The organism is Fulvivirga kasyanovii, from assembly GCF_009711405.1.
Taxonomy (GTDB): Bacteria; Bacteroidota; Bacteroidia; order Cytophagales; family Cyclobacteriaceae; genus Fulvivirga; species Fulvivirga kasyanovii.
The window spans coordinates 2,686-17,943 of sequence record NZ_SMLW01000550.1; the positions used below are offsets into that span (position 1 = coordinate 2,686).

Annotated in this window: 14 protein-coding genes; 9 read left to right on the forward strand and 5 right to left on the reverse strand. The window is 42.4% G+C overall.

The window, feature by feature from the left end:
• Nucleotides 1-40: 40 nt before the first annotated feature.
• Complete coding sequence (locus E1163_RS13200) at nucleotides 41-1,033, forward strand: quinone oxidoreductase family protein (protein ID WP_155172523.1); 993 nt, start codon at nucleotides 41-43, stop codon at nucleotides 1,031-1,033.
• Between the two features lie 236 nt (nucleotides 1,034-1,269).
• Here E1163_RS13200 and E1163_RS13205 read toward each other — a convergent pair whose 3' ends face one another.
• Nucleotides 1,270-1,596, reverse strand: a complete 327-nt coding sequence (locus E1163_RS13205; protein WP_155172524.1) for a tetratricopeptide repeat protein — start codon at nucleotides 1,594-1,596, stop codon at nucleotides 1,270-1,272.
• 94 nt (nucleotides 1,597-1,690) lie between these two features.
• On the opposite strand from E1163_RS13205, the gene E1163_RS13210 reads away from it, so the two are divergent.
• Genes E1163_RS13210 through E1163_RS13225 form a run of 4 tightly spaced genes read left to right on the forward strand, consistent with a single transcriptional unit; the run spans nucleotide 1,691 to nucleotide 5,375 of the window.
• The gene (locus tag E1163_RS13210; RefSeq protein WP_155172526.1) at nucleotides 1,691-2,428 is read left to right on the forward strand and encodes an electron transfer flavoprotein subunit beta/FixA family protein; all 738 of its coding nucleotides are present in this window, start codon (nucleotides 1,691-1,693) and stop codon (nucleotides 2,426-2,428) included.
• 36 nt (nucleotides 2,429-2,464) lie between these two features.
• The gene (locus E1163_RS13215) at nucleotides 2,465-3,421 is read left to right on the forward strand and encodes an electron transfer flavoprotein subunit alpha/FixB family protein (protein ID WP_155172528.1); all 957 of its coding nucleotides are present in this window, start codon (nucleotides 2,465-2,467) and stop codon (nucleotides 3,419-3,421) included.
• Nucleotides 3,422-3,423: 2 nt separating this feature from the next.
• Nucleotides 3,424-4,026: a bifunctional nuclease family protein gene (locus E1163_RS13220; RefSeq protein ID WP_155172530.1), complete on the forward strand. Its 603-nt coding sequence runs from the start codon at nucleotides 3,424-3,426 to the stop codon at nucleotides 4,024-4,026.
• Between the two features lie 59 nt (nucleotides 4,027-4,085).
• A complete protein-coding gene (locus tag E1163_RS13225; protein WP_155172532.1) occupies nucleotides 4,086-5,375 on the forward strand; it encodes a NupC/NupG family nucleoside CNT transporter in 1,290 nt (429 codons plus the stop codon).
• A gap of 12 nt (nucleotides 5,376-5,387) precedes the next feature.
• Here E1163_RS13225 and E1163_RS13230 read toward each other — a convergent pair whose 3' ends face one another.
• Entirely contained in the window at nucleotides 5,388-5,798 is a 411-nt protein-coding gene (locus E1163_RS13230) for a DUF6146 family protein (protein WP_155172534.1), read from the reverse strand.
• A gap of 356 nt (nucleotides 5,799-6,154) precedes the next feature.
• On the opposite strand from E1163_RS13230, the gene recQ reads away from it, so the two are divergent.
• A complete protein-coding gene (recQ, locus tag E1163_RS13235; protein WP_155172536.1) occupies nucleotides 6,155-8,323 on the forward strand; it encodes a DNA helicase RecQ in 2,169 nt (722 codons plus the stop codon).
• A gap of 266 nt (nucleotides 8,324-8,589) precedes the next feature.
• On the opposite strand, the gene pckA is transcribed toward recQ, so the two are convergent.
• Nucleotides 8,590-10,197 (reverse strand): phosphoenolpyruvate carboxykinase (ATP), encoded by a 1,608-nt coding sequence (gene pckA / locus E1163_RS13240; protein ID WP_155172538.1) that lies wholly within the window; start codon nucleotides 10,195-10,197, stop codon nucleotides 8,590-8,592.
• A gap of 222 nt (nucleotides 10,198-10,419) precedes the next feature.
• On the opposite strand from pckA, the gene E1163_RS13245 reads away from it, so the two are divergent.
• The 3 genes from E1163_RS13245 to E1163_RS13255 all read left to right on the forward strand — a co-directional run bounded on the left by E1163_RS13245 (nucleotide 10,420) and on the right by E1163_RS13255 (nucleotide 13,273).
• The gene (locus E1163_RS13245; protein ID WP_155172540.1) at nucleotides 10,420-12,183 is read left to right on the forward strand and encodes a peptide MFS transporter; all 1,764 of its coding nucleotides are present in this window, start codon (nucleotides 10,420-10,422) and stop codon (nucleotides 12,181-12,183) included.
• Nucleotides 12,184-12,299: 116 nt separating this feature from the next.
• Nucleotides 12,300-12,848: a SiaB family protein kinase gene (locus E1163_RS13250; RefSeq protein ID WP_155172542.1), complete on the forward strand. Its 549-nt coding sequence runs from the start codon at nucleotides 12,300-12,302 to the stop codon at nucleotides 12,846-12,848.
• Between the two features lie 41 nt (nucleotides 12,849-12,889).
• The gene (locus E1163_RS13255) at nucleotides 12,890-13,273 is read left to right on the forward strand and encodes a DUF1987 domain-containing protein (RefSeq protein ID WP_155172544.1); all 384 of its coding nucleotides are present in this window, start codon (nucleotides 12,890-12,892) and stop codon (nucleotides 13,271-13,273) included.
• 87 nt (nucleotides 13,274-13,360) lie between these two features.
• Here the strand turns inward: E1163_RS13255 and groL are convergent, their stop codons facing one another.
• On the reverse strand, nucleotides 13,361-14,992 hold the full coding sequence (groL, locus tag E1163_RS13260; RefSeq protein WP_155172546.1) for a chaperonin GroEL: 1,632 nt from the start codon (nucleotides 14,990-14,992) through the stop codon (nucleotides 13,361-13,363).
• A gap of 55 nt (nucleotides 14,993-15,047) precedes the next feature.
• The coding region (locus E1163_RS13265; RefSeq protein WP_155172548.1) for a co-chaperone GroES at nucleotides 15,048-15,258 on the reverse strand (211 nt) is incomplete at its 5' end.

A 15,258-nucleotide genomic window follows, 5' to 3' on the forward strand; every position in this document is an offset into this window, starting at 1 on the left:
AAATTTGATTTTGATTTGAATTTATAAACGAACATAATTAATGAAAGGACTAGTATTAACATCTCCCGGAAAAATACAGATTGTAGAACTTGAAAAGCCGAAACTGGACGAATCGCAGGTATTGGTAAAGCTAAAAGCTGCGGCTCTGAATAAAAGGGATCAGTTCATTCGTGAAGGTAAATATCCCAATATTCAGATGAAAGCCGTGTTGGGATCTGACGGGGTAGGGGAAGTTGTGGAAGCAGGTAGTAAGAGCCATAAGAAATGGATAGGCAAAACAGTGGTTATTAACCCTAATATTGATTGGGGAGACAATCCTGATGTGCAGTCGAGGAGCTATTCGATTTTGGGGATGCCCAAGCATGGTACGTTTGCCGAGTATGTGGCGGTTGGGGCCGACAGGGTACATGAAGCGCCGGGGCATCTGGAACCCGAAGAAGCTGCTGCACTTCCTTTGGGTGGGCTAACCGCTTACAGAGCATGCTTCCATCATGGAAAAATTAAAGCCAATGATAATGTGCTGATTTCCGGGTTCGGAGGTGGTGTTGCGCAGTTTGCATTTCAGTTTGCCCTGGCAGCCGAAGCTAATGTTTACGTGACTTCCGGAAAGAAGGAAAAGCTGAACACAGCAATAAAAATGGGTGCCTCTGATGCATACAATTATAAGAGCAAAGACTGGTACAAAAACCTGTGGCAAACAAAGGGTGGATTTGATGTGGTTATCGATAGTGCAGGGGGTGATCAGATCAATAATTTTATCAAGATAATGAGGCCCGGAGGAAGGGTTGTTTTCTATGGTGCTACCAATGGATTGCCTTCCTCACTTGACCTTTACAGAATGTTCTGGAACCAGTTGTCATTGCAGGGTTCTACCATGGGCAATGACCAGGAATTTAAGGAGATGCTAAGCTTCGTGGGTAAGAAAAAAATCAAGCCAGTGATCGACTCCGTAAGGCCATTTGAAGAAATCGTATCTGCTTTTGATGATATTGCCAGTTCAACGAAGTCAGGAAAATTAGTAGTTAAATTTTAGTTTAATTGAATATTTACAAATGTCTGATTTATAAAAGTTTATAATTATAAATACTAAAAATATTAGTAATGATTTGGTCGGTTTTTCTGATTTAAAAGTGCTGTATTGACCCGTGAATGCAGGGGAAATGCCAGGGCTGATCCATTACAGAGATTCCCCGCTTTCACCTGCTCAGGTAAGGTGTAAGATGTAAATATATTTTTATGAAAAGGATGAAGATGAGTCGCCTTTACCTGTTACTCGTCTTCTTCAAAAAGCAGTTCATTGTAGGCATTTTGAAGTTCACGAAGAGACAGGACATTCTCTTGTTTTTTGGCGAGTTCTATACCGCTTTCAAAAGTCTGTTTGGCCAGAGGTGTAAGCTCCAGTTGCTGGTAGAGTTGAGCGGCATGGTAGTAGGTCGGAAGATAGTCGGGGTGATCGGAGAGCAACTGCTCGTAGTATGCTCTGGATTTTTCGATGTCGGAAGATCGGTATTCAGTTGCTATGGCATATAGGGTGAAAGGGTCGTTTGGGTCTTCTTTTAGAAAATCAAGAAGTTGATTTAATCGTGATGAATTCATTTATGATACAATTTTTATTTGCTCCATTATTCATTATCTTCACGGCAAAAATAATAGGTAAATCAAAGAACAATCTAAATAGTTCCAATTTTAAATGAAGATATTAGTTTGCATAACCCATGTACCTGATACGACATCGCGTATCGCGTTCACCGATGGTGACACTAAATTTGACACTAATGGAGTTCAGTTTATCATAGGCCCCTACGATGATTACGCTCTTGCCCGTGCGGTAGAGTTAAAAGAGCAGTTGGGGGGATCAATCACTGTGCTAAACGTTGGCGGAGCTGAGACTGAACCTACTATTCGTAAAGCTCTGGCTATCGGTGCTGATGATGCCATCAGAGTTAATGCAGAACCAAAAGATTCGTTTTTTGTTGCAGAGCAAATTGCCAATGCAGCCAAAGATGGCGGATATGATTTAATACTTATGGGACGTGAGTCTATCGACTTCAATGGCGGTATGGTTCACGGCATGGTTGGCGAACTGCTGGGTTTACCTTCTATTTCCCCTGTAATGACCTTGGACATTGATGGCGATACTGCAAAAATGACAAGGGAAATCGAGGGAGGTAAGGAATATCTGGAGGTGAAACTTCCATTTGTTGCCGGCTGCCAGGAGCCTATTGCTGAGTGGAAGATCCCTAACATGAGAGGGATTATGTCGGCAAGAACAAAGCCTCTGAATGTGGTAGAGCCTGCTGGCAATGGTGAGCATACCAAGCTTGAAAAATATGAATTACCACCTGCTAAGGGAGATGTGAAGATGATAGATGCCGATAACGTAGGAGAGTTGGTAAGCTTGTTGAAAAACGAAGCTAAGGTAATCTAAGTTTAAATCAGTATTAACCCCTTAAGAGATAATCAAATGTCAATATTAGTTTTTGTAGAAAGTGCCGAAGGTCAGGTAAAGAAAACCTCAATTGAGGCTGTGGCTTATGCAGCAGCTATGGGAGGTGATGTTACAGCCATAGCCCTGGGCAACAATATAGATAGTTCTGAACTAGAGAAATTAGGTAACTACGGAGCTTCAAAAGTGCTTCATGTTGATGATGAGAGACTAAACCAGGGAGTGATCCAGGCTTATTCGTCAATACTTGCCAAGGCTATGGAAGATGCCAATGCAGAAGTGTTGGTGCTGGCTAACTCGTCTTTGGGTAACCCGGTTTCGGCCAGGGTTTCAGTTAAAGTAGGCGCAAGCCTGGTTTCTAATGTTACCGACCTGCCTGATACGTCAGCAGGATTTAAAGTGAAGAGGAGCATCTACACAGGTAAAGCATTTGCCAATGTAGAACTTTCTAAAGACAAGAAGATCCTTGCCATAAAAAAGAATGCGGCTGAAATTAAAGAAACAGGTGGTACAGCTACTGTTGAGAAATACAGTGTTGACCTGAGCGACAGCGATTTCGGAGCTAAAATCACCAATACAGATAAAGCAACAGGAGAAGTACTTTTACCAGAGGCGGAAATTGTTGTTTCAGGGGGCAGAGGCCTTAAAGGCCCTGAAAACTGGGGAATGATAGAAGACCTGGCAAAGGAACTGGGTGCTGCTACAGGCTGTAGCAAGCCGGTATCTGATATGGACTGGAGACCTCACCACGAGCACGTTGGCCAGACCGGTGTTAAAGTGAGCCCTCAATTGTATATTGCTGTAGGGATATCAGGAGCGATACAACATCTTGCCGGAGTTAACTCTTCCAAGTATATTGTTGTTATAAACAAAGACCCTGAAGCTCCTTTCTTTAAAGCAGCGGATTACGGCATAGTAGGGGATGCCTTTGAAATAGTACCTAAGTTAACCGAAGCACTAAGAGCAGCGAAGTAATTTTGGATAAGATAAAATTAGAAATACTAGGACTTTCGTCAAGCCAGTCTCAATCCGGGTCATTTGCCCTTGTATTGGGAGAGATTGAAGGTAGCAGAAGATTACCTATCATCATTGGTATGTTTGAGGCTCAGGCCATTGCCATTGAGATAGAAAAGATCATTCCGAACAGGCCCATGACCCATGACCTGTTCAAATCTTTTGCCCAAAGCTTTGAATACAAAGTAGAGGAAATCATTATCTCTGATCTGAAGGAAGGTGTGTTTTTTGCTAAGATAGTCTGTAGCAATGGCACAAAAAGCATAGAAATAGATGCCCGCCCTTCGGATGCCATAGCGATAGGACTGAGGTTTGACTCACCGATTTACACTTACGAATCCATACTGGCCGAGGCAGGTATAGTTCTTACAGATGAATCGGAAGACGATATAGCTGAGATAAAAAGTGAAATTAAATCATCCAGTAAGAAGCAAACTGCTTCCAAAAGCGATGATTTAAAAAACTTTTCAGTAGATAAACTAAATGAACTACTCAACGAAGCCATCGAAAAAGAAGATTACGAGAAGGCTGCGAAGATCAGAGATGAGTTGAGTCGTAGAAACTAACACAAATCACATCAAAGGGCCTTTCTAGCCAATAGAAAGGCCTTTTTGCGTTTAATAACATGGATTACATACGAGGGTTAATAGGGCTGGCCGTCCTTATCGGCATAGCGTTCCTTTTTTCAAAAAACAGAAAAGCCATAGACTGGAGATTGGTAGGTATAGGCCTGCTTCTGCAGATAATTTTTGCCATACTCATTACCAAAGTGGATTTTGTAGCTGCTGGCTTTGATTGGATCAGTGACAAGTTTGTTACCTTTCTAAGCTTTTCAAGTGATGGTGCTGCTTTCCTTTTCGGTGACCTGGTCAAGGTTGACAAATTCGGTTTCATATTTGCCTTTCAGGTACTACCAACAGTTATTTTCTTTTCCACCGTTTCTGCAGGTCTGTATTATTTAGGCGTACTTCAAAAGATAGTCTATGGCATAGCATGGATCATGGCACGTACTATGCGTTTGTCCGGTGCTGAAAGTTTATCTGCAGCAGGTAATATTTTCCTGGGGCAGACAGAAGCCCCGCTACTGGTAAGGCCATTTGTGAAAAATATGACCACTTCGGAACTGATGTGTCTGATGACCGGTGGGATGGCCACCATTGCCGGCGGTGTATTAGCCGGATATGTGGCCTTTCTGGGAGGAGACGACCCCGCAGAGAGGGCCAAATATGCCGCCTATCTGTTAAGTGCTTCAATAATGAATGCTCCGGCGGCTATTGTGTTGGCCAAAATCATAATACCGGAAACACGACCTGAGGAAATTGACTCTGACCTGAAAGTTAGTAAAGAAAGCCTCGGTGTTAACCTTATCGATTCACTGGCTCAAGGGGCAGCAGATGGGCTGAAACTGGCCTTGAATATTGGAGGTATGCTTCTGGCTTTTATTGCCATTATTTTTGCGCTGAATTGGATATTAGTAGATGGAATAGGCGAGTGGACCGGCCTCAATGCTTTCGTAGTTCAAAGTACGGATGGTGCCTTTAAAGGCTTTTCACTTGAGTATATTCTTGGGCAGGTATTTCGACTGTTTGCTTTTGCCATGGGAGTTAGCTGGGATGAAGCCTTGAGTGTAGGGAGTTTGTTGGGGCAGAAGGTAGTTATTAATGAATTCGTGGCCTATTTAAGTCTGGCTGACCTTAAGGCATCAGGCATATTAAGTGATAAGGCTATTGTCATGTCTACTTACGCACTTTGCGGGTTTGCAAACTTTAGTTCGATAGCCATCCAGATTGGAGGTATTGGAGGTATGGCACCTAACAGACAAGGCGATTTATCCAGATTAGGCATGCGAGCGCTTTTTGCAGCTACACTGGCTACTATGATGACGGCTACTATTGCAGGAGCACTTTTCGGTTAACCATCAGGTACATCAATAAGGAAAATTATATCTATTGCCGTAAGTATCTTCTATATACCGGAAGTAATGGTACAGCTCGTAGTTAAGCTCCAGCCCGTAATCTATTGAAGGGTTGTAGTCAATGCGGTTTTCAAATGGATAGTTAAGCGCGTTATAGCGTCCTTGTTGATCGACCATTTGATTCCATGCCCTTACGTACCGGGCATTCTGCTGCTCGTAGAATGACAAGGTATGATAATTTATAGGGCGGCGGTTTACTGAAAACCAACGGTCAAAGCCAGAGTCTATGATGGTTAATTCGTATTCGTCATCATTTTCGGCCTTCGATAAAATATTGGAACCCTGGCTCTTCGTTCCTGTGCCCTGATATGATTTGCACCCTGCAACGATGAATATAGTAAGTATTAAAACCAATAGTCTCATTTCTCCTCCCTTTTTCTTTATAACATACTGAAATTGAGTTTTGTTGCTCTAAAAATAGGATAACTGGCTAGGCCAGATTTCAGTGGGAGATATTCACATTTCGGATCTGTGTTTGACAGACTTCGGTGAAGGCAATCGGCAAAACAGTTGGCAATCTGTATAGATAACCAAAGGCAATCATTGATTTTATTGTAATCCTGCGTTACAGGCTTTGTTTTTCGATCCGTTTACTCCACGCGTTCATAAATAGTGAAGAGTATTATGGCTCTCAAAACTTTTCCATATAACTCGCATTAATTTTTATTTATATGTATCATTGGCTCCCCATTATTTGTAATCACATCTAAACTCACTTCATGAAGATATCAGCGAAAACCAATGCTAAGGAAGTTTTAAAACAATATTTTGGGTATACAAAATTCAGGCATCAGCAAGAGCAAATCATTACCAATGTGCTGGACAGGAAAGACAGTTTAGTACTTATGCCAACGGGCGGTGGAAAATCCCTTTGCTACCAAATTCCCGCATTGATGTTTGACGGGCTTACCCTGGTGATATCGCCTTTGATAGCCTTGATGAAAGACCAGGTTGATGCACTTAAACTCAATGGCATTAAAGCTGCTTATTTAAACTCTGCATTGTCGGGCAGGCAGCAGTCGGAGGTTATTGACCAACTTAAAAACAACGAGTTGAAGCTGCTTTATTTGGCTCCTGAGCGTTTGATTGGTAATGATGGTGAGTTTATTAAATTTTTACAGACATTAAATGTATCCTTGATTGCTATTGATGAAGCCCACTGTATTTCGCAATGGGGGCACGACTTCCGTCCTGAATATACGCGACTCTCCACGCTGAAAACCAGTTTTGCAGGTACCCCGGTAATAGCTCTGACAGCTACAGCAGACCGGCTGACAAAGGATGATATCCTGAAGCAGTTGAAACTGGATAAGCCACAAACCTTCATATCCAGTTTCAACCGGGAAAACATTCATTACTTTGTCGCCCCTAAACGGGAAAGCTATAACCAGTTGCTCGATTTTCTTAAAAACCATGAGAATGAGTCAGGCATAATTTATACGCTCTCCAGAGCTTCAGCAGAAGGCCTGGCAGCCAGTTTAAAGGCTGACGGGTATGACGTGCTGCCATATCATGCAGGACTCGACAGAGAGCTTCGTGAAAGGCATCAGGACATGTTCATAAAGGATGAGGTAAAGATCATTACAGCAACCATTGCCTTTGGTATGGGTATAGATAAGTCTAACGTTCGTTTCGTGGTTCATATGGACCTTCCCAAAAACATTGAAGGTTACTATCAGGAAACAGGCAGGGCAGGGCGTGATGGCCTGAAAAGCGATGCATTGCTCTTCTATAGCTATGCTGATGTTTTGAAGCTGCAAAGCTTTGTTGAAGTGGAAAACAATGAGCAGCAGTCCCGGATCATGCTTAAAAAGCTTCATGAAATGGCAGAGTACGGAGACCTGCGAAGCTGTCGCCGTCAGTACCTGCTCAATTATTTTGACGAAGAGGCTGAAGATAATTGTGGAAGCTGTGACGTCTGCCTCAATGAGCGGGAACGGTTTGATGGCACAATCATCGCTCAAAAGGCTTTGTCCGCTGTTGCCCGGCTTGATCAAAAATTTGGGGCTGGCTATGTTATCGACGTCCTCAAAGGATCAAAATCTGAAAAGATAAGGGATGAACATAAGCAACTCAAAACTTACGGAGTCGGGTCAGATATCAACAAAGTGGTGTGGGGCCATTATATTAAAGACCTTTTGTACCTCGGGTTGCTGAGCAAAACCGATACGCAGTACCCGGTACTTAAATTAACAGAGAAAAGTCTGCCCGTACTGCGAGGGGAGGAGAAGGTAATGCTGTTCAAGGTATCTGAAACAGTCTACCAGTCCTCTACAAAGCCGCAGCATGAACTGCCTATGGAAGCCTCGCTATTTGACCAACTCAAATTGCTGCGTAAAAGATTGGCAGTGAGTGAAAATGTACCGCCATATGTTATTTTCTCGGATGCTACCCTGCAGGAGCTGGCTACCTATTTGCCTTTGAATCAGGAAGACCTTGGTGAGATCTCCGGTTTCGGTGCTGTGAAACTTGAAAAATATGGAGAACCCTTTCTTGAACAGGTGGTTGAATACTGTACCACTAAAGGGATAAAATCCCAAATGGATAAAAAGCAGAAAAAGAGGAAGAAGAAAAGTAATTTGAAAACCCCGACCATGCTGGAGTCTATCAGGCTGCTCCGGGAGGGTAATACACCGGGAAAAATAGCTGAGAAGCGCGATCTGGCCATATCAACTGTAGAGGGGCACCTTAACGATGGCATACTGGAAGGCTTGGTAGACATACTGGAAGTCATGCCCCAGGAGCTTGTGGATGAGATCACTCCCGTTATTATGGAAAATACAATTCCCGGGCTTAAACCTGTGAAAGAAAAACTAAGGGAGGATATTACTTACGGACAGATCAGGGCAGTGTATAATTCTTTACAACATAAAGGAGCAGTGCAATAACCGGGGTTTATCAAAAAAAGCATCATGCTGAAAACTGTGAGGGCGGCTGAGAAATAAAGCTTGTGACGTAAAGATTACCAATGAAATCAAGGCCCTCCTGGTGTTTTCTGTACAGTTTGCCAACTGCTTTGCCGGTAGCCATTCACAGGTGCCTGTCAAGCACAGCGTTGAAAAGTTATTTCCTCCGGGAAAATGCCACTTGACCAAAAAAAGGGCCGATCAAAACTGACCAGCCCTTACCGTTTGTTGAAAGAATAAAATTTTAATTATGCACTAACTTTGGCAGTTGGTGCCGCTGCAAGGATCTCCTCATTTGCATTTTCTGCAAACTTCTCGAAGTTCTTGTTAAAAGCATTTGCAAGGTCATTGGCCTTCTGATCGTAAGCTTCCTTATCTGCCCATGTATTTTTAGGATTTAATACATTCTCAGGCACGCCAGGGCATGTCTTAGGCATGTTAAGTCCGAATATCTGATGCTTCTCGTACTCAACGTCGTTAAGTTCTCCGTTGAGGGCGGCTGTAATAAGTCCTCTGGTTATTTTCAGGCTCATTCTGCTACCGACACCATAAGGGCCACCAGACCAACCTGTATTGACCAGCCATACATTAACTCCCGCATCCTGCATTTTTTTGCTCAGCATCTCAGCATATTTTGTAGGATGCAGAGGCATAAACGGAGCTCCGAAGCATGCCGAGAAGGCTGTAACAGGCTCAGTAATACCCGCTTCAGTTCCAGCTACCTTAGCAGTATATCCGGAGATGAAGTGGAATGCAGCCTGACCAGGAGTCAGTTTGGATATTGGAGGCAGTACACCGTATGCATCGCATGTCAGGAAGAATATGTTTTTAGGGTTCTTTCCTATTGAAGGCTCAGCAATATTGTTGATGTGGTAGATAGGGTAACTTACTCTTGTGTTTTCAGTTTTAGATCCGTTTTTAAAATCAACTTCACCATCTTTGATCACCACGTTTTCAAGTAAGGCACCTTCTTTAATAGCATTGTAAATATCCGGCTCCTTTTCCTCAGAGAGGTCTATTACTTTGGCATAGCATCCACCTTCGAAGTTAAATACTGTATTTTCGTTTGACCAGCCATGCTCGTCGTCACCAATAAGCTTTCTGGCAGGGTCTGCTGATAAAGTAGTTTTACCGGTACCTGAAAGTCCAAAGAAAATAGCTGTATCCCCTTGTTCGCCCATGTTGGCAGAGCAGTGCATGGACAAGGTGTTCTTTTGATGAGGTAAAATAAAGTTAAGTGCGGAGAAGATACCTTTTTTGATCTCCCCGGTATATCCTGTTCCCCCAACTAGGGCAATTTTCTTTTTGAAGTTCAGTATGGCAAAATTGTGTTGTCTGGTGCCATCTACTGCAGGGTCTGCTTTGAAGCCAGGAGCATTGATCACAAGCCACTCATGCTCAAAAGTTTTTATCTCGTCCTCTGTAGGCCTTAGAAACATGTTGTAAACAAACATATTAGACCATGCATACTCATTGACTACGCGTATATTTGTTCTGTAATTAGGGTCAGCACAAGCATAAGCATCTCTTACATAAATTTCTTTACCGGACAGGTAATCAACCATTTTGTCATAAAGCTGGTCAAACTTATCGGCATCAAACGGGATGTTGATATTGCCCCACCAAACGGCGTCTTCTGTAATTTCATCCTTAACAATAAACCTGTCTTTGGGGGAGCGCCCTGTAAATTCTCCGGTGTCAACTGCAATTGCACCCGATGCCGTTCTTTCTGCCTGACCTTTCTCAACAGCGATTTCCGCCAGTTTTTCCGGAGATAGATTCCAATGCGCGGTAGAATCTTTAATTCCAAGCTTTTCAACAGAAGCTTTCTCCGATTTTATCCCTAATTCTTGCATGATTAAGATTTGATTTAAATTCCTTGTCGATTTAAAATTTAAGACAACAAAAATAGCAAATTGTTTACTTCATTAATAGGATAATTTGATATTTCAATCGTTTGCGTGGTCGAACACGCCTGCAATAGCACACGCGTCGACCGAACATATAATTATAATTTGCTTATCTAAATGAACAATGTTAGCTTTAGCGGTATTTTTTGCACGAACCATTAAATTAATATGTCAAATTTATCGATTAATCATCCTGATCATGCGGCCAATGGGAAGCAGTTGTTTGGCCACCCGGTCGGGCTATATATTCTGTTTTTCACTGAGTTATGGGAGAGATTCTCCTATTACGGGATGCGGGCGTTGTTTGTTTTATTCCTCACCGCCTCCGTTACTTCTGAAAATTCAGGCTTTGGATGGGATAGCAGCAGAGCCCTCGAATTATATGGCTGGTACACCATGATGGTGTATGTCGCTTCCATTCCCGGTGGTATTTTGGCTGATAAAGTTTTCGGACAAAAGAAAATGGTGGTCATTGGTGGTACCTTGCTGTGTATTGGGCATGGCGTACTGGCTATTGAGGCACTGTGGGCCTGGTATGCAGGTATAACCCTGATCGTAATGGGTGTTGGAGGTCTAAAGCCCAATATTTCGACCATGGTCGGTGGCCTTTACAAGCAGAGGGATGAAAGACGTGATATTGCATTTACCATATTCTACATAGGTATAAACATCGGGGCTTTTCTGGCCGGTTTGATCATTGGGCCTATTGGGGAAAACGTTAACTGGCACCTGGGCTTCGGGCTTGCCGGTGCAGGTATGGTTGTAGGGCAGATATTGTTTATCTGGGGTACCCGGTTCCTTAAAGGGGTAGGAGAAGTTGAAAAAGGAGAAGAAACTTTCGGCGCTGCATCTGGGTCTAAAAGCAATGAGCCGTCCTATCTTTCTAAGCTCATGGGCAATATTTCTGCGTTGGCCGCCAATGTTTTGGTGTTTTTGGCCGGAGCTTATCTCTTATTTGACGGTACCATAGGATATGGACTGTTGGTGATGGGAGTGTCCTTCTTTGTAGGCTTTTTTATAGTTATGCTCTCTGAGCTGGAAGGCAAGGAGCGGGACAGGGTAGTGGTACTTATTCTCAGTTATCTCATAGTAATTGTTTTCTGGGGTGCTTTCGAACAGGCAGGTGGATTGATGAACCTTTATGCAAGCGATAAAACAGACAGGTTGATCTCTATACTAAACCTCGATATAATTTTCGGAGTTGCTATTCTCGGTCTTATAATAAGGGGTATTTATTCCAAAGTGAAGAAGTCAGGCGGACTGTACTGGTTTGCCGGCGCCGGATTTTTGTTGTTAACCTTTGCTTTATTAAGAATGCTGGTGTTTACTGCACCTGGAGGCGATTCGCCCGCCGGATTTTATGAAGTTCCTGCAACAGTATTCCAATCCGTAAACTCATTCTTTATCTTTACGTTGGGTACACTGGTAGCTTTCTTCTGGTACAACAGGAAAATGAAAGGTAAAGAATCCAGTTCTTTATTTAAAATGGCTATGGGTGTCATTATTATGGGGCTTGGGTTTACTTTTATGAGTATTGCCACTAAAGAATGGGCTGCCAACGGTAGTTCTGCTATGTACTGGCTGGTACTGGCTTATATGTTTCATACTATAGGCGAGCTTTGTACCTCTCCGGTAGCTATGTCATTTATCACCAAGATTGCCCCTGCCAAATACGTTTCCATTATGATGGGATTCTATTTTGCAGCGACCGGATTTGGAAACAAACTTGCCGGAGAACTGGGAGAGCTTTCAACGAGTGTAGGAGAATTTGAAGTGTTTACCGGAATAACGATCTTTTGTGTTGTGTTTGGAGGGCTGGTTATAGCCCTGCTGAAACCACTGAAAAGGCTTACCCATGGAGCAGAGGATGTTTCGCCTGAGGTGGCTATAGAGGAAGAAGGCTACTCCCGAAGGGACAAAGTAGAGGTCTAAAAAGAAAAATTTATAAAAAGCTCAGATTCTATTCTGAGCTTTTTTTATAATAAATAATGAGGTACGGGATATTTTGCTACAAAATATTGTTATATTCACAACTTACACTGTAGTTGATGAATATCAGTACGTTTGATATTAAACAGCGCTATGCGCAACTCACCAAGGATAGCACGGTCTTTAGTTACTTAGGTAACCTTTCTACGGCTGACCTGAATACAGTTTTGAAAAGTATTGAGCTGCTACTCTCTGCCAACTACTCATCCAAAGGCTTGCAAAAGAAGCTTTTTAATTTACTGATAGAGATAACCCAAAACCTGTACAATTACCTGAAAAGCCCTGTGCTGGAAGACAGGACGGAAGTGTTCATTGTGGTTTTAGAGTGTGAAAATACCCATAAGATCATTACAGGAAATTTTCTGCTGTCGCGTGAAATCGCCAGCATCAGGTCCAGGATTGAAATGGTAAATGCACTAAACAACGAAGAGCTTAAAGAGCTGTACAGAGGTATCCTTGACGTCGGGATTCCTTCCCATGGAGGAGGCGCGGGTCTTGGCCTTATAGACTTAGCCAGGAAATCCGGAAGAAAATTGTCTTACAATTTCGAGGAAATAGATGAGAAATTTTCTTTTTTTACCTTAGAAGTAACCTTTGCAAATTCGTAAATTAGGGTTACTTATTTTTATTAATCGGAAACATTCAAGTAATGGATAATTATACATTAGTTCCTACACCAAAGACTCCCAGGCTTTATTTTAATGCCCAGAATGGTGATTTTGAAATATCAGGCAGATCGATACCTGAAAATTCAATTGAATTTTATAAGCCCCTGCTGGAATGGCTGGATGAGTATGAGAAGAAACCTCAACCGGAGACTAAACTGCATGTCAATCTTGAATATTTCAACACAAGCTCATCAAAGTGCCTGGTGGAGATACTCAGGAAGCTGGAAAAGGTAAATGAAAAAACTAATGTAAAAGTATTCTGGCATTATGAAGAAGAGGATGAGGATATGATGGAATCGGGGGAGGATTTTAAGAAAATATTGAAATTACCTATTGAACTGGTAGTGGTAAAAGGAGGTGGTTGAGGCACACTTTGTAGAAATTAGAAACACGCTATAAAAAAGAAGGCTTTGCATTTGCAAAGCCTTTCTTGTATATAGGATGTTATTTTATTACATCATGCCTGGCATACCGCCGCCACCTGGCATTGGGTGTCCGGCACCCTCTTCTTCAGGTAAATCAGCTACTACAGCCTCTGTAGTTAACAATAAACCTGCGATAGAAGCCGCGTTCTCCAGGGCAAGACGAGTAACCTTAGTAGGGTCGATCACACCGGCAGCAAACATGTTCTCATATTTGTTGTCTCTGGCATTGTAACCGAAGTCATCTTTACCTTCTCTGATTTTCTGAACAATTACAGAACCTTCAAGTCCGGCATTCTGAACGATTGTTCTCAAAGGAGCCTCAAGAGCCAGTCTTACGATGTTAACACCAGTAGTTTGATCTTCGTTGCTGGTTTCTACACCTTCCAAAGCTTCGATAGCTCTGATAAGCGCAACACCACCACCGGCAACAACACCTTCCTGAACGGCAGCTCTTGTAGCATGCAATGCATCATCTACTCTGTCTTTCTTCTCTTTCATCTCTACCTCAGTAGCAGCACCGATGTAAAGGATAGCTACACCACCAGAAAGCTTGGCAAGTCTTTCTTGCAGTTTTTCTTTATCGTAATCAGAAGTAGTGTTCTCTATCTGAGATTTGATTTGACCGATTCTTGACTGGATATCTTCTTTTTTACCAGCACCGTTAACAATTGTAGTATTGTCTTTATCGATGTTGATCTTTTCTGCAGTACCCAAATATTCCAATGTAGCATTTTCAAGCTTGTATCCTCTTTCTTCAGAGATTACAGTACCACCGGTAAGGATAGCGATATCCTCAAGCATAGCTTTTCTTCTGTCACCAAAACCAGGAGCTTTAACAGCAGCGATTTTCAGTGCACCTCTGATCTTGTTTACCACTAATGTAGCAAGAGCTTCACCATCTACATCTTCGGCAATGATCAATAAAGGCTTTCCGGTTTGTGCACTTGCTTCCAGGATAGGAAGAAGTTCTTTCATTGAAGAGATTTTCTTATCGCAGATCAATACGTAAGGGTTCTCCAACTCAGCTTCCATGTTTTCAGTGTTGGTAACAAAGTAAGGAGAGAGATAACCTCTGTCAAACTGCATACCTTCAACAGTTTTAACTTCAGTTTCTGTACCTCTGGCTTCTTCTACAGTGATAACACCATCTTTACCAACTTTTTCCATTGCATTGGCGATCATCTGGCCAATCTCAGAATCGTTGTTGGCAGAAATAGTACCTACCTGAGCTATTTCGTTAGAAGTTTCGATTGTTTTTGACTGCTTGTTAAGGTTGGCAACAACAGCGTTTACAGCTTTGTCGATACCTCTTTTAAGATCCATAGGGTTAGCTCCGGCAGCTACGTTTTTAATACCGTGAGCAAAGATAGCCTGAGCAAGTACGGTAGCTGTAGTAGTACCATCACCGGCATCGTCAGCAGTTTTAGAAGCAACTTCTTTTACCAGTTGAGCTCCCATGTTTTCAACTGCATCTTCAAGATCGATGTCTTTTGCTACAGATACACCATCTTTAGTTACTGTGGGTGCTCCAAATTTCTTGTCAAGGATTACATTTCTACCTTTTGGTCCTAATGTTACCTTTACTGCATCAGCCAGAGCGTCCACGCCTTTCTTCAGCTTTTCACGGGCAGTTGTGTTGAATAATATTTCTTTAGCCATAATTTTTTCAGATTTTGTGTTTTTTCAATGATTTTCAACTGTTTGATCTAAACAATTAAACGATTGCAAATATGTCAGACTCTCTCATAATAAGGTATTCCTTACCATCAACAGTGATCTCAGTTCCGGCATATTTACCATAAAGTACTTCATCACCTTCCTTAACAGTTAAAGGCTCATCTTTTTTGCCATTACCCACTGCGATTACTTTTCCTTTTTGAGGTTTCTCCTTGGCAGTGTCAGGGATAATAATACCTGATGCTGTT

What these genes read in the sequence shown, in the direction of transcription:
- pckA (WP_155172538.1), bottom strand. Translation starts at nt 10,197, where the DNA reads ATGCAAGAATTAGGGATAAAATCGGAGAAAGCTTCTGTTGAAAAGCTT.
- E1163_RS13255 (WP_155172544.1), top strand. Translation starts at nt 12,890, where the DNA reads ATGGATAATTATACATTAGTTCCTACACCAAAGACTCCCAGGCTTTAT.
- E1163_RS13215 (WP_155172528.1), top strand. Translation starts at nt 2,465, where the DNA reads ATGTCAATATTAGTTTTTGTAGAAAGTGCCGAAGGTCAGGTAAAGAAA.
- E1163_RS13205 (WP_155172524.1), bottom strand. Translation starts at nt 1,596, where the DNA reads ATGAATTCATCACGATTAAATCAACTTCTTGATTTTCTAAAAGAAGAC.
- E1163_RS13200 (WP_155172523.1), top strand. Translation starts at nt 41, where the DNA reads ATGAAAGGACTAGTATTAACATCTCCCGGAAAAATACAGATTGTAGAA.
- E1163_RS13210 (WP_155172526.1), top strand. Translation starts at nt 1,691, where the DNA reads ATGAAGATATTAGTTTGCATAACCCATGTACCTGATACGACATCGCGT.
- E1163_RS13225 (WP_155172532.1), top strand. Translation starts at nt 4,086, where the DNA reads ATGGATTACATACGAGGGTTAATAGGGCTGGCCGTCCTTATCGGCATA.
- recQ (WP_155172536.1), top strand. Translation starts at nt 6,155, where the DNA reads ATGAAGATATCAGCGAAAACCAATGCTAAGGAAGTTTTAAAACAATAT.
- groL (WP_155172546.1), bottom strand. Translation starts at nt 14,992, where the DNA reads ATGGCTAAAGAAATATTATTCAACACAACTGCCCGTGAAAAGCTGAAG.
- E1163_RS13250 (WP_155172542.1), top strand. Translation starts at nt 12,300, where the DNA reads ATGAATATCAGTACGTTTGATATTAAACAGCGCTATGCGCAACTCACC.
- E1163_RS13230 (WP_155172534.1), bottom strand. Translation starts at nt 5,798, where the DNA reads ATGAGACTATTGGTTTTAATACTTACTATATTCATCGTTGCAGGGTGC.
- E1163_RS13245 (WP_155172540.1), top strand. Translation starts at nt 10,420, where the DNA reads ATGTCAAATTTATCGATTAATCATCCTGATCATGCGGCCAATGGGAAG.